The following is a 19591-nucleotide window of genomic DNA, read 5'->3' as shown; positions in this document are numbered from 1 at the left end:
TGATCCGGGGGCCTGCAGGTGACGGGTGCCGCTCTGGTACCGCTGCTAGCGGGCCTGGGTGTCGGCGGTCTGGCCATGGCGCCGGCCGCGCGGGAGACGATCACCGACGTCTTCGACGCGCTGATGATCCTCGCGGACCGCCCCTACCGCATCGGCCACCGGGTGGTGAGCGGCGACGACGAGGGCACGGTGCAGGGCATCGCCTGCTCTGCTTCCTTTTCTAAGGTGCCGGATTGGTCCACGGAGATGGTCGAGCGCCAGCGCATTGTTCTGGAGGTCATTCGCCTCGTTCAAGCACTGGGCGTGCATTTCGCGTTCCCCACCCAGACGCTGCAGTTCGAGACCTTCCCCGGCCAGCCGGAGCAGGAGCGGGTGCCCGACGTCATCGCGGAGGAACTGCGCACCATCGCGGTGAGTTACGCGAGTGCCGCCGGCGCGGGCCGTGCCCGCGGGCTGGGCATCTTCGTGCCGCCGCATGAGGAAGACCACAGGCAGGGCTGAACGGCGACAATCGGTCTCGCTTCGGAGCCGGAATTTTTTGGGATCAATTCTGGCACAGGCATCCTGAGGAGATCGTTGCGAGACCCTATACTTCGTAGGATTGCGGATGAGGACAGACCGACCGCCATGAGGCCGATCGATTCGGGTAGACCGTCGCCAAGATTTCCTGACGCCGGAACTCGACCGAGCCGGGACAGGCGGGCATGGGCGAAACCCATGGGCGACGGCACCTCACCCCATTTGCCGGAACCGTCGATTGGCGCCGATGGGCGCCACCGAGCGCTTGATCGATGACCATGCCACTGCTCGTCGGCGCGCTCCTGGTCGGGCTGACCGTGCTGATCCAGGGCTTCGGCTCCATCACGTTGATGCGCCTGTTGTTCCGCCACCTTTTGGACGCCAACGGCCACGTGCGCCCGAACCGGGCGCTGACCGCGGTGGTCGTCACCGTGCTCGGGCTGCTGCTGCTGCACTCCGTGCAGATCCTGGTCTGGGCCGTCGCCTTTCGGCTGCTGACGCCCGTACAAACCATCGACACCCTGGAGGCCGCCATATACTTCTCCGCCGTGACCTTCACGACCCTCGGCTATGGCGACATCACGCTGAGCAGCGAACAATGGCGTCTATTGACCGGCATCGAGGCGCTGAACGGCGTGCTTCTGCTTGGTTGGTCGACGGCGCTGCTCTACGCCGTGGTCCATCGCACCTGGAGCGGCTACGCCGAGCACCATCTGCGGCGCGCGGACGCTGTGCGTCAGCCGGGATCGGAGGCACGCCAGGGGTCCGATCCCGCGCACACCGGTCGCGGTTAGTGCGTCGAACCTCGCATCAATGTCCAGGCAACCGGCAGCATCCGCGGAGCAAAGCATGACGACAGCGCCCGCCAGATCCACGAGCCGCGGCCTGCCGATCCTGCAAGGGGTGCTGCCCATCAAGGCATCGCAGGTACCCGCCGAGGTCATCGCCGGGCTGACACTCGCCGCGCTCGCGATCCCGGAGGTCATGGGATACACCAAGATCGCCGGTACGCCGGTGGTCACCGGCCTCTACACCATGCTGATCCCGGCGGTGCTGTTCGCCCTGTTCGGCTCCTCGCGACACCTGGTGGTGGGTGCCGACTCGGCGACGGCGGCGATTCTGGCGGCCGGACTCGTCGGGCTGGCCGCGGTGGGCTCCGACCAATACGTCGCGCTGGCCGTCGTGCTCGCGCTCATGGCGGCGGGGTTCTTGCTGCTCGCGCGCCTGATCGGGCTCGGATTCCTGGCGGATTTCCTGTCGCGCACGGTGCTGGTTGGTTTTCTGACCGGAGTGGGCATACAGGTGGCGCTCGGGCAGGTCGCCGGGATGCTGGGCATCGAAGGCGGCGGGCACGGCACGCTGGGCGAGATCTGGACCGACCTGCAGCAGCTCGGTCAGGTCAACGGCTATGCCCTGGCCACGGCGGTTGCGGTGCTGGCGGTCATCCTGGGCGCAAAGCGCATCTCGCGGAAGATCCCGGGTGCGCTGATCGCGGTGGTCGGCGCCATCTGGCTCAGCTGGGCGTTGGACCTGGGACGGCATCTGCCGGTGCTGGGTACGGTGCCCGGCGGACTGCCGCAGATCGCGCTGCCCCAGGTGGACTGGAGCTGGGCGCTGATCAACCAGCTCGTCCCGACGGCCTTTGCCATGTGTGTGGTCATCCTCGCCCAGAGCGCCGCGACCTCCCGCGCCTATGCCGCCCGCTACAACGAGCCCTTCAGCGAGGACCGGGACCTGCTCGGGCTCGGGCTCGCCAACATCGGCGCCGGGCTCTCCGGCACCTTCGTCGTCAACGGCAGCCCCACCAAGACCCAGATGGTCGACAGCGCCGGCGGACGCACCCAGCTCGCGCTGCTGGTGATGGCCGCCGTCGTTCTGTTGGTGCTGCTGTTCCTGACCGGCCCGCTGGCCTACATGCCGGAGGCGGTGCTGTCCGCCGTGGTGTTCCTGATCGGCCTGGATCTGATCGACCTCGACGGCATGCGGCGCATCTACCGGGAGCGCCGCTCGGAGTTCTGGGTCGCGCTGATCACGGCGCTGATGGTGGTGCTGGTGGGTGTGGAGCAGGGCATCATCCTCGCCATCGTGCTCTCGCTTATCGATCACACCCGGCGGGGCTACCGGCCCAAGAACGCGCTGCTGCAGCCCGACGGGACGGGCGCCTGGCATGCGCTGCCGATGGATACCCGGGCCCAGGCCCTGCCGGGGCTCGTCGTCTATCGCTTTACCCACAGCATGTACTACGCCAACGCCGAGCAGTTCGCCGCGGAGGTGACGGCGCTAGCCCGCGGCGCCGAGCCGCCCCTGCGCTGGCTGTGCCTGGACGCCTCGGCCATCGACGATGTGGACTTCTCGGCCGCCGAGACCCTGCGCGCCACCTTCGCCGGGCTGAAGGGGCAGGGCATCCGGCTCGTGGTCGCGCAGCTGATGGACGATGTCCGCGACGAGAGCCGCTACCACTTCGACGAGCTGTTCGGCAAAGACGCGTTCTTCGAGACCTTGCAGGACGTGGTCGATGCCTATCGCAAAGAGACCGGCGCGCGATGATCACCTTCTCCGCCCCCTTCAAAGACGCCTTCAAGATGGCCCTGGCGATGGTCATCGCCTACGCCATCGCCTTGTCCCAGGACTGGGGCACGCCCTTCTGGGCCGGCTTCGCCGTGGCCTTCTGCGGGCTCACCGGCGTCGGCGAATCGCTGAACAAGGGGATGCTGCGCGTGTTCGGCACCCTGTTCGGCGCCACCATGGGCCTGGTGCTGCTGTCCCTATTTCCGGAGAACCGCTGGACCTTCATGCTCGCGATCAGTCTGTTCGTCGCCTTCTGCACCTACATGATGGGCGGCACGACGCGCTGGTATTTCTGGTTCATGGCCGGCATCACCGTGCCCATCGTCGCGGTCACCGCCGAGCCCAATGCCGTCTACGACTTCAACCGGGCGGTGATGCGGACACAGCAGACGACGCTCGGCATCGTCGTCTACACCCTGGTGTCGATCCTGATCTGGCCGGTCAACTCCCGCCGCGGCTTCGAGGGCGCGGTGCGCGGCGTGGTCGACGATCAGCGCCGCTTGCTCTCCCTTTACATGGATCACTTGACAGGCACCTCCGAAAAGGCGGCATCCGGCCAGGACGCCGCCCAAGAAGCCACAAAGCTCCGCGCGGATCTGACCCGCACCCTCGCCAGCCTGCCGACAAAGCTCGACCAAGCCGAGCTGGACACCTACGAGATCTGGGAGGTCCGCCGTACCTGGCACGGCCTCATCGGGCAGCTCGGCGCGCTGCAGGGCACCCTGGAGGCATGGCGGCAGCTCTTCCACGAGCTGGACGCGGTGGACGCCGAGCGCCTGATCCCGGCGCTGCCGGCCCTGCGCGCCGAGCTCGATGCCAGGCTCAAGGCCATCGCGGACATGCTGAGCGGTGAGATGACCACGCAACCGACCCTGCACCCGGACTTGGCCTGCGAGGTCGACCGCGACCAGCTCGCGACGCTGCCGCACTTTCATCAAAGCGCGGTGCTGCTGGCGGCGTCCTATCTGACGCGGCTGGAGCAGGAGACCCGCGCGCTGTTCGACGCCGCAAGCGACATCTGCGGTTTGTCCACGAAGCACACGGTCCGTCCCGCCCTCGGCGAGCCGGTGCGCCCCTCACCGCTGGACCCGGACCGCCTCATCGGCGTGCTGCGGCAGACCACGGTGCTCTGGCTGACGCTGCTGCTCTTCATCTACGTGCCGGACCTGCCCGTCGCCAGCGCTCTGGTCATCGTCAGCGCCGTGTTCGTGATGCTGCTGGCCGCGCATCCGCAGATCCCCGTCCGCGTCTTCCTCTGGCCCATGGCCTTCGGCATCGTGCTCGGCGCCGTTGCGCACATCTTCGTCATGCCGCACCTGTCGAGCTTTCTCGGCCTCGGCACCATGCTGTTCGTCACCGTGTTCTCCCTGGTCTACCTGCTCTATTCCCCGCGGCATCTGCTGAAGCGCTACTTCGGGCTCGCCTTTTTCATGGTGCTGGTATCCATCGATGTGCCGCAGCACTACAGCTTCCTCACCGTCGCCAACCTGGCCATGGTGTTCTCGATGATCCTGGGCAGTCTCGCAATCACGCAGTACTTCCCCGTGTCGCTGCGCCCCGAGGACCGCTTCCAGGCGATCCTGCGCCGGTTCCTGCGCAGCAGCGCGTTATTGATGTCCACCACCGGCTGGTCGCGCGAGCGTGCGCCCTCGCGCCTGCAGCGCTGGCGCAAGGCGCACCACCTGAGCGAGGTGGCGACGGCGCCCGGCAAGCTCGCGGCCTGGGCGCACGCCCTGCCGCCGGCGGCCCTCGGGTCCACGACGCCGGCTAGGGTGCAGGACCTGGTCACCAGCGTGCAGGCGATCAGCGACCGGCTGCAGACGTTGATGCGCGCCCGCGACGCGCGCCAATCCGAGGCCATGGTGCGGGCGCTGCGCGAGGACGTGCGCGGCTGGCGCATCAGTGTCCAGGGGATCTTCGACCGCCTCGCAGTCGACCCGGAGGCCGCGGATAGCGCGGATTTTCGCGCACGCCTCGATGCGAAGCTCGCGCAGCTGGAAGCGCACATCGAGGCCGCTCTTGACGGCGAGGGCAGCCGTCTGTCCGTCGAAGACGGCGAGAACATGTACCGCCTTCTGGGCGCCCATCGCGGTGTGTCCGAGGCGCTGGTGGCCTTCGCCGGCCAGGTGCCGACCATCGACTGGTCGCGGCTGCGCGAGGCGCGTTTCTGACATGACAGGGCTAGGCATGAACCTGATCCCGAGCGAATTTGCCATCGGCGACGTCTACCTCCCGCCCATGCTCATCGCGACCCTGCTGGGGATGGTGCTGGCCTGGCTCACGGCGCACCTGCTGAACCGCTTCCGGCTCTCGCGCTTCTTCTTCTACCCGCCGCTCGTGCTGCTCGCGCTGGTGGTGATCTACACCGTCCTCATCGGAACCTTCGTCATCCCGTCATGAACAAAACCCCTGCGTTGCTGCGCTATGGCCTGACCGGCGCCGTGGTCCTGGTGGCCGTGCTGCTGGTCGTCTGGAAGTACTGGGACTATGTCGTCAACCCCTGGACCCGCGACGGCCAGGTGCGCGCCAACGTCATCCGCGTGGCGCCGCGGGTGTCCGGCCCCATCGTGTCGCTGCCGATCAAGGACAACCAGTTCGTCAAGGCCGGCGACCTGCTGTTCGAGATCGACCCGCGCACCTACCAGGCGGCCCTGGACCAAGCCAAGGCCAGCCTGGACGAAACGTTGGATCGGCTCGACAACCTGGGCGCCCAGGTCGACGCGGCTGAGGCCGCGGTGGAGCAATCCAAGACCGGTCTGCCGCAGGCGGATTCGCTGGTGGCCAGCGCCGAGGCGACGTTGGAGAAGGCCGGTAAGGATTTCGAGCGCGCGAAGCAGCTCATTGCCAAAGGCGATGTGGCCAAGCGCACCTTCGACGAGGCCGAGGCGGCTTTCAACGTGGCGCGGGCCGATCTGGCCAAGGCCCAGGCCCAGCGCACCCAGGCCACCGCCGCGCTGCTGCAGGCCAAGGCAGACCTGGCCCGGGCCAAGGCTGATCGCGGCGCCTCCGGCGAGGACAACGCCCAACTGCGCGGCGCCAAGGCGGCGCTGGAGACCGCCAAGCTGAACCTGGACTTCACCCGGGTGGAGGCATCCGTGGACGGCTATGTCACCAACCTGAACCTGCGCCTGGGCAGCCAGGCGGTGGCCAACCAGCCGGCCCTGGCGCTGGTGGACACCGCCAGCTTCTGGGTGCACGGCTACTTCCGCGAGACCATGATCGAGCGCGTCGCCCCGGGTGATCGCGCCGTCATCACCCTGATGAGCTATCCGGACCGCCCGCTGCAGGGCCGGGTCGACAGCATCGGCTGGGGCATCTCCCAGAGCGACGGCGGCACCGGCAACGACCTGCTGCCCACCGTCAGCCCGACCTTCGAGTGGATTCGCCTCGCCCAGCGGATTCCTGTACGCGTTCACCTGGAGCAGATCCCCGACGGCGTGGACCTGCGCGTCGGCACCACCGGCTCGGTACTGGTGATGACCGGAACGGCGGACAGCGACGAGGAGATCAGCGCCGTGGCGGTCCCCGCGGTGCTGCAATAGGTTCGAGCCGCGCCGGGTCATCCGCCGGGCGGAGTCCGCGTTTGACCGGGATCCCGCAGAGGTTCGATCTGCCCTTCGAGCTGCATGAGAACGGGGTCGCCCGGGGCTTGGACGCGGAGTATCTCAAGCCAGCGCTCGGCGGCATCCGCTCGCTCGAGCTTGGCGTTGTATTGGATGAGGGCAATCAGGATATCGCGATCGCTCGGGAAGCGCTCTCGGGCGGCTTCCAGCACGGAGACGGCCTCCGGGGTCCGATCGGCACTGTCGAGTGCCACGGCGTAGACATAGGCATAGCGATTGTTCTGCGGGGACAGCTCGGCGGCACGGGCCAGCGCTTCGACGGCCGCGTCGAGCCGCTGCGAGCGGACCTGCGCAAGACCCAGCGCGTAGTGCAGGTCGGCGCGCTCGGACAGCGTGACGGGCTCGGCCGCAAGCCCGGCCATCAACTCCGCCTCGGCCTCGGACTCGCGGCCCAGCGCCCGATAGAGGTCGGCCAGATTCACCCGTGCCGGGGTGAACCTCCGATCGAGGCTCAAGGCGTTGCGGTACGCCTGCTCGGCCATGACGGGCTCGCCGGCCTCGAACGCCAGCAGACCAAGATTCAGATGCGCCTCGGGTCGGTCGGCATTCACCATCTCCGCGATCGCGTACGCCTCCAAGGCGGCACTCAGACGCTCCGCCAGCTCGCCCCCGATCCCTTGCCTCATCACGGGCGCCAGGACGCGAGCGGCCTCCAGCCTCACCGTGAGCGCCGGATCGGACAGCAACGGCCAGGCCAGCTCGACCCGCGTCTGCAGGTCCGCAAGGTCCAGGACACGCACCGCTTTCGCGCGCACCAGCGCCTGCGGATCGGCCAACAGTCGTCGCACGGTCATGAGTGCAGTCGGATCCGGGTGGTCGCGGAGGCGTGCCAGGGCGCTGGCGCGGGCGATGGCCGGCTGTTGCGGGTCTGCCGCGAGTGCGAGCAGACGCGCGGTCGCATCCGCGGCATTGGTGTCGGCCGCGTGCAGCGCCTCGCCGAAGTGGGGCCCCCGATACGCCGGGTCCGGATACCAGGTCTCCACCGCGTTCACCGCCCAGGCGGCATCCTTGTCCTGATGACAGGCGTTGCAGGCATTGGGGGTGCCAAGCTTCAGGGACAGATCCGGCCGCGGCACGCGCAGGCTGTGATCGGCGCGCTCGTCCACGACCATGTAGTAGCGCTGGGGCATGTGACAGGCCACGCACGCGGCACCGGTCGAGCCGGCCGGGTGGTGATGGTGCTCGGGTGAATCGTAACGGGTGGCCGTATGGCAGCGGGCACAGACGGCGTTGCCGTCGGCATGCAGCTTGAGGCTGTGGGGCTCGTGGCAGTCGATGCAGACGACCCCTTGATGGTACATCCGGCTCTGGATAAAGGAGCCATGGACGAAGACCTCGTCCTTGATCTGGCCATCCGGGAAGTAGAGCGCGGGATCGAGCAGGGCGAGTCGGAAACCCTCATGCAGGGGTTCTCCGGGGGTCAGCTCGTCCTGGATACGCCCGCGCCTGGAGTGACAGCGGGCGCACGTCTCGGTCTGGACATGGGGGCCACCTTGAGGCGAACGGGTCACGGATCGCGCCGGCTTACCCGTCTCGGGATTGATCTGCCAGACACCGCCGTCGCGATCTTTGAGATCGACCAGCAGACCGCGGCCGGCGGCATCGGTCGCCGCAGCCGACTCGGCGTTGTCTCCGGCGGCCTTCGCCTTGGCCCATTCGACGTGACGGGCACCGGGTCCGTGGCAGGCCTCGCAGGCGACGTTGATCTCGGCATAGCGGGTGTCATAGACCTGTTGCTCGGCGTCGTAGCGCTTCTGAAGATCCGTCGAATGGCAGTCCGCGCATTGATAGTTCCAGGTCTGGTCTGCGGCTGTCCAATGCAGCGGGTTGTCGTGGTCCATCGGCGCATCGGGGTCGGCGTCTGGATAGAGATGGAACCAGCGCTGGCCGCCCTGCTCCGGCGGACGCGCATCCCAAGCCAGCCCGAGCGCCTGGAGTCGCCCGCCCGGAAACTCGATCAGATATTGCTGCAGCGGAAACCAGCCGAAGGTGTAGCGGATCGGATAGTCCCGAAGCTCCCCGTCGGGTCCGTCGGTCTGCACGAAGAAAGCCTCGTCGCGACGAAAGAAACGGGACTTGACGCCGTGCGCCTCGATCTCGGCGTCGTCGAAGTCGCCGAGGACGGTCTCCGGCGTAGCCTCCGTCATTGCATGGTCATGGTCGGAACCCTTCCAGAGATCAAACTCCGCTTGGTGGCACTCCGCGCAGACCGCGGCGCCCGTGTAGCCCCGCTGTGCCCGCTCCGGGTCCAGATGCGGATCTGCTGCCGCGGATCCGGATGCGGCTTCGACGGGGACATCCGCGGCCTGCACCGAGGGCATCAGCATGAGGGCGAGGCAGAGGACGCGCAGATCCATGACGGGAGCTTCTCGAGGGGAAATAGGATCTGCCGATGGTATACCGACTGCGCTCGAATTTTCTCCGTGCAACGCGCGAAATCCCCGTTGAATCGCTCCGCCGCCTTCCATGAGACACCTGCGGCGTGCTCCGCACTTTCCCGTAGCACAAACGGACGCCTTCAAAAAAGCGCCCAAAAACGTGCACCTAGCGCGATTGCTGAGCACGAGCCACCCTTGCATCAGCGACACCGGGTCGCGTCCGGAAAGCCGGCGCCCTTGTCGATCCCCTTGTCGATCGAGATACGGGGGGTCCGCTTCCGAAGGATTCCTGAACATCCGAGAAACCTCGATGAGGAGGCAGCGCCATGGGTGCATTCGAAGACGATCTCTACGACGACTTCGCAGCCGGAGAGGCCGAAGGGGCCGCATTGATGGGCGACGAGTTCGAAGACCTCGGCATGGACGAGTTCGAGGACGAGTTCGAAGATGACTTTGCCGAGGGCATGGAGGCGGAGGCCTACGACGACGAGTCCTACTTCGACCTCGAGGCGATGGACGACTTCGAGGCCTACGACGAATTCGACGATGGATTCGAAGGCTACGAAGACGACTACGAGGACGCCGAGGATGCGCTCGAGGACGTCATGGCCTACGCGCTGGGCGCGGAGGATGCCGACGAGTTCTTCGGACGTTTACTCAAGGGCTTGAAAAAGGTCGGCGGGCGCGTGTTCAAGGCCGTGCGCCGTGCGGCCCCCATGGTCGGGAACATCGCCCGCGGCGTGTCCCAAGTGGCCAGCCTGATCCCGCACCCCTACGCCCAGGCCGTCGGTGGCGTGGCCGGTCTGGTTGGCCAAGGCGCCAACCTGGTGCAGCGCCTCCGGGCCGAGGGTGCCAGCGAGGAAGAGGCACTCGACGCCTTCGCCGAATTGGCCGCACGGGATCCGCGAGCCCTGCCGATCGTCGCCGGCCTGACCGCACGCACAGTGCTCAAGTCCAAGGCCGCCCGACTCTCGCCGTCGGCCCGCAAGCAGGTCGTCAAACAGATGTCGCGCGCCGCCAAGAGCCTCACCAACACCCGCGGACCGGCCGCTGTTAGGGCGATGCCCAAAATCGCCAAGAGCGTCAAGCGAACCGCCGCGGCCAAGGCGGCATCTCCGGCAACCGCAGTGAAGGCGGTGCGTCGCACCGCGGCCAAGGTCGCGCGCAGCCCGTCCATGACCCGAAAGCTCGCCCGGCCCTCACCGATCGCGCGGCAGCGGATCTCGACCGTGGCGCGTAGGCGACTTGTCCGCCCGCGCACCTACGTCATCCAAGGTCCGGCCCGCATCACCATCAGCGCCGCCTGAGCCGCTCGAACCGGCAGGAGAACCGCCATGTACGATGCTTACGACCTGCTCGAAGCCGATGCTTTCGACGACTGGGATGCCGGTTTGGATTTCGATGTCTTCGACGAGGACGACCTCTTCGAGGATGACGAATTCCTCGGTAGCGCTTGGGGCTGGTTGACCCGACCAGGCTCCGTGCAGCGGCGCGTCGCCCTGAATGCCGCACGCGGAGCGATCCAGGGCACCGGAACGGCAGCCGGAACTGCCATCGGCCTGGGTCTCGGTGGCCCCGGGGGCGCCTTGGCCGGTGGAATTCTCGGCAACACTGTCGGCGGCGGATTGTCGGGGCTCCTCCCTGATCAAATGGATCAGTTCGCGGCCCTCGCCGCAGAGGCCGAAGACGAGGCCGAGGCCGAGGCCTTCTTGGGCGCACTGGTGCCCTTGGCCGCCCGCCTCCTCCCCCAAGCCGGTCAAGCCATCATGCGGGTCGCGCCTCAGCTGATCCGTGGCCTCGCGGGGACCGCGCAGGCGGTCCATGCGAACCCGGCGGCCCGGCAGTTGCTGCGCACGGCCGGCACGGTGGTGCGCAAGACCGGGGCCGATATCGCGCGGCAAGTGGCGCAAGGTCGGCCCGTGACCGGTCAAACCGCGGTCCGACAACTCGCGCGCAACACCTATCGCACCATGGCCGATCCACGGCAAGTGCGGCGCGCGGCCGCGCGCGCGGCTCGGCCGAAGAGCGGGATGCGTCGCCGTTGCGTGCGTTGGGCGTACCAATAGGGACGCCAGTAACCCGGCCGCTCGAGCGGAGACACGACGATGACCATGCCCGCAACGGTACGACCCTTCCTACAGGACAAGGTCCAAACGCTGATCGCGAGGGCGCGTCGTCTGTCGAACCTTACGCCCGAGCGGGTCGGGTTGCGGGCACAGGATCGACCCTACGCCCCCTCGGCTGCGCATTTCGCAGCGGCCAATCGGCGTCTGCGCGAAATCGACCGGCAGGTCGCGGCGCGGGTGGCGTTCCTGAAACAGCACTGGCGTGCATCCTCGCCTCATCAAGTGCTGGTCTATTTGGCCCTGGTGGAGCGCGAGATCGACCGTGCACGACGCGCCTTCGGCATGTTCTTCGAGGTCTTCAGCCAACGCGGATCGGCCTTTGCTCCGGCGCTGGCGGCTCATGACGCCATCGCCATGGACTGCTACGCCGCCGTGCGCCGTGCCGCGCCCCTGGTCTTTCGCGGCCCCCTGCTGAAGCCCCTGACCTATATGGAGCACGGCTACTCCCCCGCGACCACGCGCCGCGGCATCGCCCTGTCTCGGCTGCTCGGCGAGCCCAACCCCTTTCCGTTGATCCGCATCCCGTGGGACCGCGACAACCCCTGGCAGGCGGTCTTTCTCCATGAGGTGTCGCACAACCTGCAGGCCGACCTGGGGCTCTGGCAGGAGAACCAGGATGCCGTCGTCCGGCGCCTGGCGCGGACCAATGCGCCCGCCCTGGTCGGGAGCATCTACCGGCGCTGGCACAAGGAGATCTTCGCAGACTTGGCGGCCCTCCTCCTCGGCGGACCGGCGGCGGCCTGGGGCATGTTGGACTTCCTCGCCCATCCTGCTCAACGGACGGTGACCTACCAGCCGGGCGGCGCGCATCCGACCGGGTATCTGCGCGCGTTGATCCTTGCGGAGATGTTGGCGCGGATGGGATTCGACGCCGAGGCCGGTCGGGTGCGAGAGGTCTGGAAGACCCTCTACCGGCTCCCGCGCGGCCACCGAATCCCCACGGTCCTACTCTCGAGCGCCGACGGCGTCATCCCCGCCGTGGTCGACGAGGTCGCCTTCCAAACCCGGCGCGGGCTGGCGCAGCGGGCGCTGGCGGACGTCATCCTCTTCCGCAGGGAGGACGAGCGCGCCATCCGCGACGGCGCCAAAGCGCTGGCGAACAATCGAATTCCGGCCGATCTGCCGCCGCGTTTCCTGGTCAGTGCCAGCCGCTACGCACTGGGCAGGGGCGCCTCGGCCGGCCCGCTCTCCGACCTCGTCATTCGTCATCTATCCAAACCGTCCAAGGCCCCGAGCGCCGTTGCACACGACCCACTGGCAATCGCCGCCTGAACATCGAGGTGAGACCATGAGCCAACAGACCAACACCAGTCCGCTCCCCGCCGAGCGCTCGCAGGCGGCCGTCGCCTTGGACAACCTGATCCGCCGTCACCTGCGCGTCACCGATCCGCGTGACCCGGAGGCCATCTCCAATGCACTGCGCGCGCGGTATGCCGACGAACAAGCCGCGCTGGATCAGGAGGCCGCCGGCCTGCCGTTCTTCAAGGTCGCACGGATCGAGACACAGACTGCTGTCGACACATCCACGTCCGCGGAGCTACGCCAGGCCCGCGGCGATGTCGAGCAGGATCTCACAGCGTTGACGACAAATGCCCTGCTGAAGGATATCCACCCCGAGCTGCGCGGCTGGTCTCACACCTTGCGCGAGGTGATCAACGAGGGCACGAACGCCGCTCGCTTCGCGCTCGATCCCTGGCAGCGCGACAGAGCCATGGGTGCACGCCGTCTACTCGGGGAATACGCCCGCGTGGCCCGCTACGTCGGTGCCCTGACCCCCAATCTCAGCGTTCACTATAGACAGTTGGCGAAGAGTCTGGACGAGGTTGCTGGGGTGATCCTGGTCCAGATGGGAGAAGCGCTTTCGAGGATCGGCTATGCGGGGCGCTTCCTGATCCAAGCACCGGCAAGCGAGCTGCAGGCGCGTCGCGACGCGATCATTCACGCCCTGCGCAACTTCGTCGGAACCACCCAGAGCAGCTACGGGCCGAACGACTGGCCACGCGGATTGTTGGCCTACCAGCAATTTCTGAGTCGATTGGACGCCGCCGGTCAGACGGACCTTCGCAGCTTGTTCCAGGAGATCGACGTCGCACGCAGCCTGGACCAGCTCATCCATCATGCGACCGCCGGATCGTCCGATGATCTGCGTGCACTCGGGGCGACGGCGCATCTCACCCTCGGCCGCTTTCGGAGGCTGATCCGAGTCAGTCGCAACCTAGTCGCGCCCGCGTCCCCGCCACTCAGCGCCTACCTAACGGCCGTCCAGTTGTTCTTGGATGCCTTCAACTTCAATGCGAGCGGCTACCGGCTGCTGTTCGTCGCCCGACCACCAATCGTCTTCTATGGCCTTTACGGCACGGGCGGACCGGACAACGGCACGTTCCGCCTGCTCGAGATCATCGCCTTGCGCGGACGCCTGGCCGAGATGGCGGATTGCTACCTCGGCTGCGACTGCGCCCAAGACCGCACCCTCTGCCAAGTCATGCTGGACAAGATCGTCTACGACCTGGATCGGGCAATCGATCTATACGCCATGGGAGCCGACGCCGATGGTAAGAGCGAGCCGGAGCAGCGAGCAGCGGCCTATGCCGTGGTGATCGAGGAATATCTGAAGGGCCCCTCGGGCAGCAGAAGCGCCGTGGCTTCCTGCATCCCGTCCGACAGCAATCTGGAAAAGGTCCTCAAGGCAAGTCGAGACCAACTCTGGTTCAACGGGCAGCCCACATCCGGGCTATCCAACTACGACCTCCGGGCGATCCACCAAGAGCTCTGCCTACAGCGAGACAACGAAATGCACTGGGAGAGCCTCTTGCGCACCATGGCACCCTCCTGCTCACTGACCGATCCGGTACTCGAAGGGGTCCGCGACCTGGTCGAGCGCGCGATCGAAAGCGTACGCGGTCTCGATATCAGCCTACCGGACGAGTGCCCGGAACCCTGCATCCCGGTGCCGCCTCACCATGAATCGAGCCTCAACGCCTTGGCGAATGATGTCCCCGATACCGGTGACTGCGATTGATCGACGAACGGTCCGCGGCGCGGCGCGCCTCGAGGAGGATGACTCATGCCCAACAAAACACCCGCTGCACGGACGCTCTATCACAAACGGATGGAAGATCTAACGAACGCGGTAACGAGCCGTCCGAAGCTGGATGTGCGGAAGCTATTTCAAACACAGCTTCTGGATGTGCCCATCAGCCAGGTCTTTCAGCCGAATCGACAGTCTCGCGTCATCGCGGTCGACGACGGCCGAAGCGTCGGTGACGCGGTCGACACGATGGTCGGCCAAAGGGTTGCCACGGTTTTCGTCTCGGATCCGAAGAGGAACGTCATCGCAATGATTACGCCGTCCCAATGCATGACTGCGATCGGTCAGCAGGCGGGCAGCGATCCGGTCACCAAATGGGCCACCAAGATCAGCCAGTGCGAGTGCATCGATGCCAAGGACACCGTCCGCGACGCCCTCTCGAAATTCTCGAGGACGGGCTATCGCCGACTCGTCGTCATTCAAGGCAAGAACAGCATCGAAGGCGTCTTGACGGTCGGCGGCTTGCTACGCTGGATCGCGTCCGCAATCAACAACATCGAGAAAACATTGAGCTGAGGAAAGACGGCCATGGTGCCCGAATCGAACGCCTTGGACACCTCCCGGCACTGCACGGCCGACGTCTGCCCGGGCATTCCGCCGCTTTCGGCCCGGAATGGCGCCTTCTGATTGAGGAGATTACCCATGGCCTACGAAAACTACGAAACCATCACCCGCCTGTGGCAGCGCTTTCTGCGTGAGCAGCTCGAGCAGTTGCCGCCGGAGGAACGCAAGAACCTCGAAGGCGAGTTCGAGAAACGCTTCGGCGAACTCCAGAAAGGGGCGTCGGGCGATTCCACTTTCGGCTTCGCCGACCTGATCGGGTTCGGTGCGAAGGGCGTTCTGCCGTTCGGGGAACTACCCTACGCGCATCTGGTGCCGGATTTCGACGAGTCGGTCATCCCCAGCCAGCTCCATGCCGCCGCCGAGCTGTACTTCATCTATCAGCACGAGCGCATGAAGGCGTTTCAGGTGGCCGATGTGCTGCGTCAGCTCTTCCAACTCGGGCGGATGCGGGTGCAGCGCGGGCCGGGCGCGCGGTCGCTCTACATCCTGGAAAAATGGAAGCCGCTGCGCTATGCGTTGCGCGATCGCATGATCGCCTATCGACGCGTTTTCAACTACGGCAGCGCACCGGCACCGGCCGGGGCGGTGGTCAACCAGGGCTTCCACCGCCAGCTCGTCGCCTTCATGGCGGCGATGGCTCAGTATTTCCGGGATATGACCGTCGGGGAGGTGATCCGCGGTTCGCAGGACATCGACGACCGGCCCTTCGGCAATCTGGCGAGCATTCAGCGGCTCGGCACCGATCTGCGTTTCGCGTTGGATCGCGCGAGCTACGGCAACATCCTGGCGCTGACCCACGAGACGGGCCACTACCTGAGCACCCTGCTCGATCTGTTCGATCAGCCCGACATCAAGAAGGCGTTCGACGCCAACACCAAGTGGGACGTGATCGAGGTGGTCTCCAACCGTCACCTCGGCGGCATGGCGGAGCTCTCGCAGCGGGCCAAGATGGCCGAGAGCGGCAGGCGCATCCTGCAATGGATCGCGGATCAGGACTTCGAGACGACCGCCGACCCGCTGGTCTTCCGCGCCGAAGCACGCCCCTTCGGCGCGCATGCCGAAGCCTGGATCGCCGCCTACCGCATGACCGCCGAGGGCCGCGCCTTCCCGGGTGTCGGCAGCGCCATGCGCTCGACACTGGGGCTGAAGAAGCGCAAGCCCTCCCTGGCGCTCGCCTCCTAAGTGCTTGACCTCGGAGCTGCGCCATGGGTCCGCTCCCGCCGTTTCAGGTCACGGTCGACACCAAGGGCTGGCTGTGCGTCCTGGATGTGCGGCTTGCCTTGGCCCGCCACGGGCCGATGCTGGCGTTGCGCCTCGCCGAGGAGTTGCGGGTGTGTCTGGTGCCCCGGCTGTGGTCGATCCTCGACAACACCACGCACTATCGGCTGCACCCGCAGGATCTGCTGGCCGACCCCTTCGCGGATGCACGCACGCCGATGCCGGATCCGGCCTCGCTGGACCAATGGGAACGGGCACGGCTGGATCTCAGTCTTCCCGTCTTGAGGCTCTACTGGGCCGGGGAGCGAATCGACGAGTCCTTCATGCCGAAGGAGGTCGATTCGCAGGTGATCCAACGCTTCGAGCGCTTCGGACTGGATCTGGAGCAACGTTTGCTCGGGACCGCGCCGGATCTGGAGCCGGCCTTGCCGCTGTTGGGCGGCGCGCTGGACGCGACCGCACTGGCGGCGGCCATGAGCCGCTACCGCCCCTTGATCCTAACCCTGGCCGAGCCGAGCGACGAGGCCCCGGCGCTCTGCCGCTTGCTGGCCGCCTGCGGGGTCGACTGCCGCAAGGTCGACTCCGAGCAGTCCCGCCCGCTGCGTCGGCAGTTGACCCCATTGCTCGCACGCAGCGGCGCGTTGGAATTGTGTTGGACCGGACTCGACCTCGCGGTGGTGCATCTCGTGGCCCCGCGGGCCTTCCTGAGCGAAGCGCTCGACACACCGGATCCCGATCTGGAAAGCGACCTGGAGTCGTCCTGCGGTGAGGGAGATCGGCTAGACGATGTCTGGCAGGACGCCAGCGCCTTCTGGTATCGACTGCCATGAAACACCCCCCACTTGCACCACCGTTGCCCTCGACCCGCCGCAGGGCCGGAACCCCGCTGATGAATCTAAGCGAGCTGGTCATGGTCGCGGTCGCGGGAGAGATCGTCCCGCCGACCCAGGGCAGCAGCCCCTACCGGATCGGCCGCGACGGGGTACCGCGGGTGGTTCCGGGACCGGGCGGGATCGTGATCAGCCACCGGGTCGGCGACCCGTGCGTCGGCCTGGCGGCCGATCATCTGGAGCCAGGCGTCGCGGTCGAGAGCCGCCAGCGCGCCCTCAAGGGGAAGCCGAATGCAGCCAATCTGGCGCTGAACACCTACGCCTGTGTGGGCAACGCGGCGCGCGTGCTGACGGGCCCCTGCACGGACCAGAAGGGCACGGTGACGGGCAAGCACGGCGGGATCGACCACGTCCTGATCGACTTTCCGGATTCGGTCCTCCGGCGTCTGCGCATCGGCGACCGGATTCAGATCTACTCGCACGGTCTAGGGCTGCGGCTGCCGGAGCATCCCGAGTTGACGCTCTACAACTGCTCCCCGCTCCTGATCCGCCGCTGGGGATTGCGCTCGGCGCCGGACCGGTTGAGGGTGCCGGTCACGCATCTGCTGCCCGCCGGGATCATCGGTTCCGGGATCGGTCGCGACAATAGCTGTCGCGGCGACGGGGATATTCAATTGTCCGATCCGCAGGTGCGCCGACGCTTTCGACTCGATCGTCTTCGCTTCGGCGACCTGGTGGCGATCCGGGGTGCCGACCATCGCTACGGGCGCACCCTGCGTCGCGGCTATACGACGATCGGCGTGGTCGTGCACGGCGACAGTCTCAAGAGCGGGCACGGACCCGGTGTGGTCAGCCTCATCACCGGACCGGCGCGCTCGCTCGAGCCGGTGCATGAGGCGAACGCCAACCTGGCGAGGATTCTCGATCTGCGCAAGGAGGGGCAGACTGGGCGCCGACCGGAGCAGAGGCGCACGATCGGCCAATCGGAGCGACTGGACCGGCTCGCTTTGGCGTTCATGTGAGAGGGGCTCCGGACGCACCCTAGCCGGGCGCCCTTGCGAATTAGCCAGCGGGCGGGTCCATGCCGACCTGTGTTGCACTCGGTCGACTCGAGTCCGCTGGCTCCGGGTGCCGGTTGAAACCGGCGAACCCAAAGGCCGGTGCGCCGACTTGCGTCGGCCCCCGGGTACGCCGACTTCAGTCGGCTTTTTGCTCGGTCGATCATCGGAGGCAACCATGACACAGAGTCAAGGCACGCAGGCACGACCCGCCGTCCGTCACCAACGGGAGAAGGATTGCGTCGATCTCGACGCCTTGGTCCTCGCCGAGATCGAGTCCCTGATCGCGCGCCGCAAGGCCGCCCACGAGCAGCCGCGGACGCGCACGAACCCGGCGCAAACACCCCCACCCGGGACTCATGACACATCGTTACAGCGCGGCGCGAGGGTCGCCCCGCTTCGCACCCCGTCCGAACGCACGTTCGAATGGACCGGAGAGTCTTTCGACGAGGACCCGGAAGCACTGTTCGCGGAGCCGCCGCCGAACCCGGGGCAGGAACCCGAGGAGGCTCACCCAAGCCTCTTGAGCCCGGAGGAGGAGGCCTTCATCACCCGGGCGGTCGGCTTCCTGTCCCAGCGTGCGGAGGCCGACATCATCCTGAATCGCATCTGGGAGCAACTGACCGAGCTGGATCCCGAAGGCTACTACGAAGCCCCGCACGAGGGTTCGAATCCGCGACCCGGCGAGGCTCCGGCGAGGTCGGCGGGGAGCGGCGAGGTCGACACCGCCGCGACCGACGGCGCCACCGAGGACTAAGGGCATGCGCGCGGAGCTGGATGCCTTCACGGCATTGGCCGAATCGGGCGAGCGCGACTATGCGCTGGTCGGGCCCGACGACAACCGGGTTCACGAGACCCGCACGCGGCGCTTTCCGTACAACACCATCTGCCATCTCGGGCGCGATTTCGGCGACGGCCTGTGGCGCGGGTGCAGCGGCGCGCTGATCGGGCCGCGCCACGTCCTGACCGCGGCGCACTGCCTCTACAGCCTGAAATTGCAGCGCCCGCCCGTGCGTGTGCGCGTGGCTCCGGGGCGAGCCGATCGCGACCGGTTCCCGTTCGGCACTCAACTGGCGATCGAGGGCTATGTGCCGCGAGGCTTCATCCAGGCACGCTCGACCTCCGCCCGTCGCCCCTACGACTACGGCCTCTTGGTGTTGCCCCGGCCCTTCCCCGGGATCTCGCGCTTCCTTTCGCTGCGGGTCTTGACCGATGCGCAGTTAAAGCGCCTCGAAACGGGTGCGCCCCTGACCGTGGCCGGCTACCCGGCCGATCGCCCGATCGGCAGCCTCTGGTGGCACAGCGAGCGGCTGCGTCGTTTCACCCCGCAGCGCCTGCTCTACACGGTGGATACCTGTCCCGGTCACAGCGGCAGCCCGATTTGGGCAACCCTCGCCGGCGTGCCCGCGGTCGTCGGAATTCATACCTCGGGGATCCTCGACGAGCGTGGTCGCTCCTATGGCTGCGCGAAGGGCACCATCCTGGCACCGCCCGGCAGACTAAACAGCGGCGTGCGCGTGACCGCCGAGGTCGCCGCGAACCTACGCGATCCCCGGCGGACACTGGCGGGTCGATCGCCGATGATCCGGGTGCTCTGACCTCGGGTGCCCCGGCTGGAT

Annotated in this window: 17 protein-coding genes; 16 read left to right on the top strand and 1 reads right to left on the bottom strand. The window is 67.0% G+C overall.

Going from position 1 to position 19591, the window contains the following annotated elements; genetic code table 11:
* Positions 1–75: 75 nt before the first annotated feature.
* The 6 genes from LT988_RS20745 to LT988_RS20720 all read left to right on the top strand — a co-directional run bounded on the left by LT988_RS20745 (position 76) and on the right by LT988_RS20720 (position 6629).
* Entirely contained in the window at positions 76–501 is a 426-nt protein-coding gene (locus LT988_RS20745) for a mechanosensitive ion channel family protein (protein WP_232407383.1), read from the top strand.
* Between the two features lie 290 nt (positions 502–791).
* The gene (locus LT988_RS20740) at positions 792–1313 is read left to right on the top strand and encodes a potassium channel family protein (RefSeq protein ID WP_232407382.1); all 522 of its coding nucleotides are present in this window, start codon (positions 792–794) and stop codon (positions 1311–1313) included.
* Between the two features lie 55 nt (positions 1314–1368).
* The gene (locus LT988_RS20735; protein ID WP_232407381.1) at positions 1369–3066 is read left to right on the top strand and encodes a SulP family inorganic anion transporter; all 1698 of its coding nucleotides are present in this window, start codon (positions 1369–1371) and stop codon (positions 3064–3066) included.
* Positions 3063–5258 (top strand): FUSC family protein, encoded by a 2196-nt coding sequence (locus LT988_RS20730; protein WP_232407380.1) that lies wholly within the window; start codon positions 3063–3065, stop codon positions 5256–5258. Before LT988_RS20735 ends, LT988_RS20730 begins: the two co-directional genes overlap by 4 nt.
* A 1-nt stretch (position 5259) precedes the next feature.
* Positions 5260–5487, top strand: coding sequence for a DUF1656 domain-containing protein (locus LT988_RS20725; RefSeq protein WP_232407379.1), 228 nt, complete (start codon positions 5260–5262; stop codon positions 5485–5487).
* Positions 5484–6629, top strand: a complete 1146-nt coding sequence (locus LT988_RS20720; RefSeq protein WP_232407378.1) for an HlyD family secretion protein — start codon at positions 5484–5486, stop codon at positions 6627–6629. Before LT988_RS20725 ends, LT988_RS20720 begins: the two co-directional genes overlap by 4 nt.
* A gap of 17 nt (positions 6630–6646) precedes the next feature.
* Here LT988_RS20720 and LT988_RS20715 read toward each other — a convergent pair whose 3' ends face one another.
* Positions 6647–9067 (bottom strand): tetratricopeptide repeat protein, encoded by a 2421-nt coding sequence (locus LT988_RS20715; protein ID WP_232407377.1) that lies wholly within the window; start codon positions 9065–9067, stop codon positions 6647–6649.
* Between the two features lie 347 nt (positions 9068–9414).
* On the opposite strand from LT988_RS20715, the gene LT988_RS20710 reads away from it, so the two are divergent.
* From LT988_RS20710 to LT988_RS20665, 10 genes are all read left to right on the top strand, one after another.
* On the top strand, positions 9415–10395 hold the full coding sequence (locus LT988_RS20710; protein ID WP_232407376.1) for a hypothetical protein: 981 nt from the start codon (positions 9415–9417) through the stop codon (positions 10393–10395).
* Positions 10396–10422: 27 nt separating this feature from the next.
* Positions 10423–11154 (top strand): hypothetical protein, encoded by a 732-nt coding sequence (locus LT988_RS20705; protein WP_232407375.1) that lies wholly within the window; start codon positions 10423–10425, stop codon positions 11152–11154.
* 39 nt (positions 11155–11193) lie between these two features.
* Positions 11194–12486 (top strand): hypothetical protein, encoded by a 1293-nt coding sequence (locus tag LT988_RS20700; RefSeq protein WP_232407374.1) that lies wholly within the window; start codon positions 11194–11196, stop codon positions 12484–12486.
* 16 nt (positions 12487–12502) lie between these two features.
* Positions 12503–14233 (top strand): hypothetical protein, encoded by a 1731-nt coding sequence (locus LT988_RS20695; RefSeq protein ID WP_232407373.1) that lies wholly within the window; start codon positions 12503–12505, stop codon positions 14231–14233.
* Positions 14234–14278: 45 nt separating this feature from the next.
* The gene (locus LT988_RS20690) at positions 14279–14818 is read left to right on the top strand and encodes a CBS domain-containing protein (protein ID WP_232407372.1); all 540 of its coding nucleotides are present in this window, start codon (positions 14279–14281) and stop codon (positions 14816–14818) included.
* Positions 14819–14944: 126 nt separating this feature from the next.
* Positions 14945–16048, top strand: coding sequence for a hypothetical protein (locus tag LT988_RS20685; RefSeq protein ID WP_232407371.1), 1104 nt, complete (start codon positions 14945–14947; stop codon positions 16046–16048).
* Between the two features lie 23 nt (positions 16049–16071).
* Positions 16072–16914 carry a hypothetical protein gene (locus LT988_RS20680; RefSeq protein ID WP_232407370.1) on the top strand — a complete coding sequence of 281 codons (843 nt, stop codon included), beginning with the start codon at positions 16072–16074 and terminating at the stop codon, positions 16912–16914.
* Between the two features lie 59 nt (positions 16915–16973).
* On the top strand, positions 16974–17936 hold the full coding sequence (locus LT988_RS20675) for a DUF4438 family protein (RefSeq protein WP_232407369.1): 963 nt from the start codon (positions 16974–16976) through the stop codon (positions 17934–17936).
* Between the two features lie 214 nt (positions 17937–18150).
* Positions 18151–18729: a hypothetical protein gene (locus LT988_RS20670; RefSeq protein WP_232407368.1), complete on the top strand. Its 579-nt coding sequence runs from the start codon at positions 18151–18153 to the stop codon at positions 18727–18729.
* Between the two features lie 4 nt (positions 18730–18733).
* Positions 18734–19570 (top strand): trypsin-like serine peptidase, encoded by an 837-nt coding sequence (locus tag LT988_RS20665; RefSeq protein ID WP_232407367.1) that lies wholly within the window; start codon positions 18734–18736, stop codon positions 19568–19570.
* Positions 19571–19591 lie beyond the last annotated feature (21 nt).

Source organism: Thiocapsa bogorovii (assembly GCF_021228795.1).
Lineage (GTDB): Bacteria > Pseudomonadota > Gammaproteobacteria > Chromatiales > Chromatiaceae > Thiocapsa > Thiocapsa bogorovii.
Note: the sequence above shows the minus strand (reverse complement) of the source record. Positions and strands in the feature narration are given on the sequence as shown.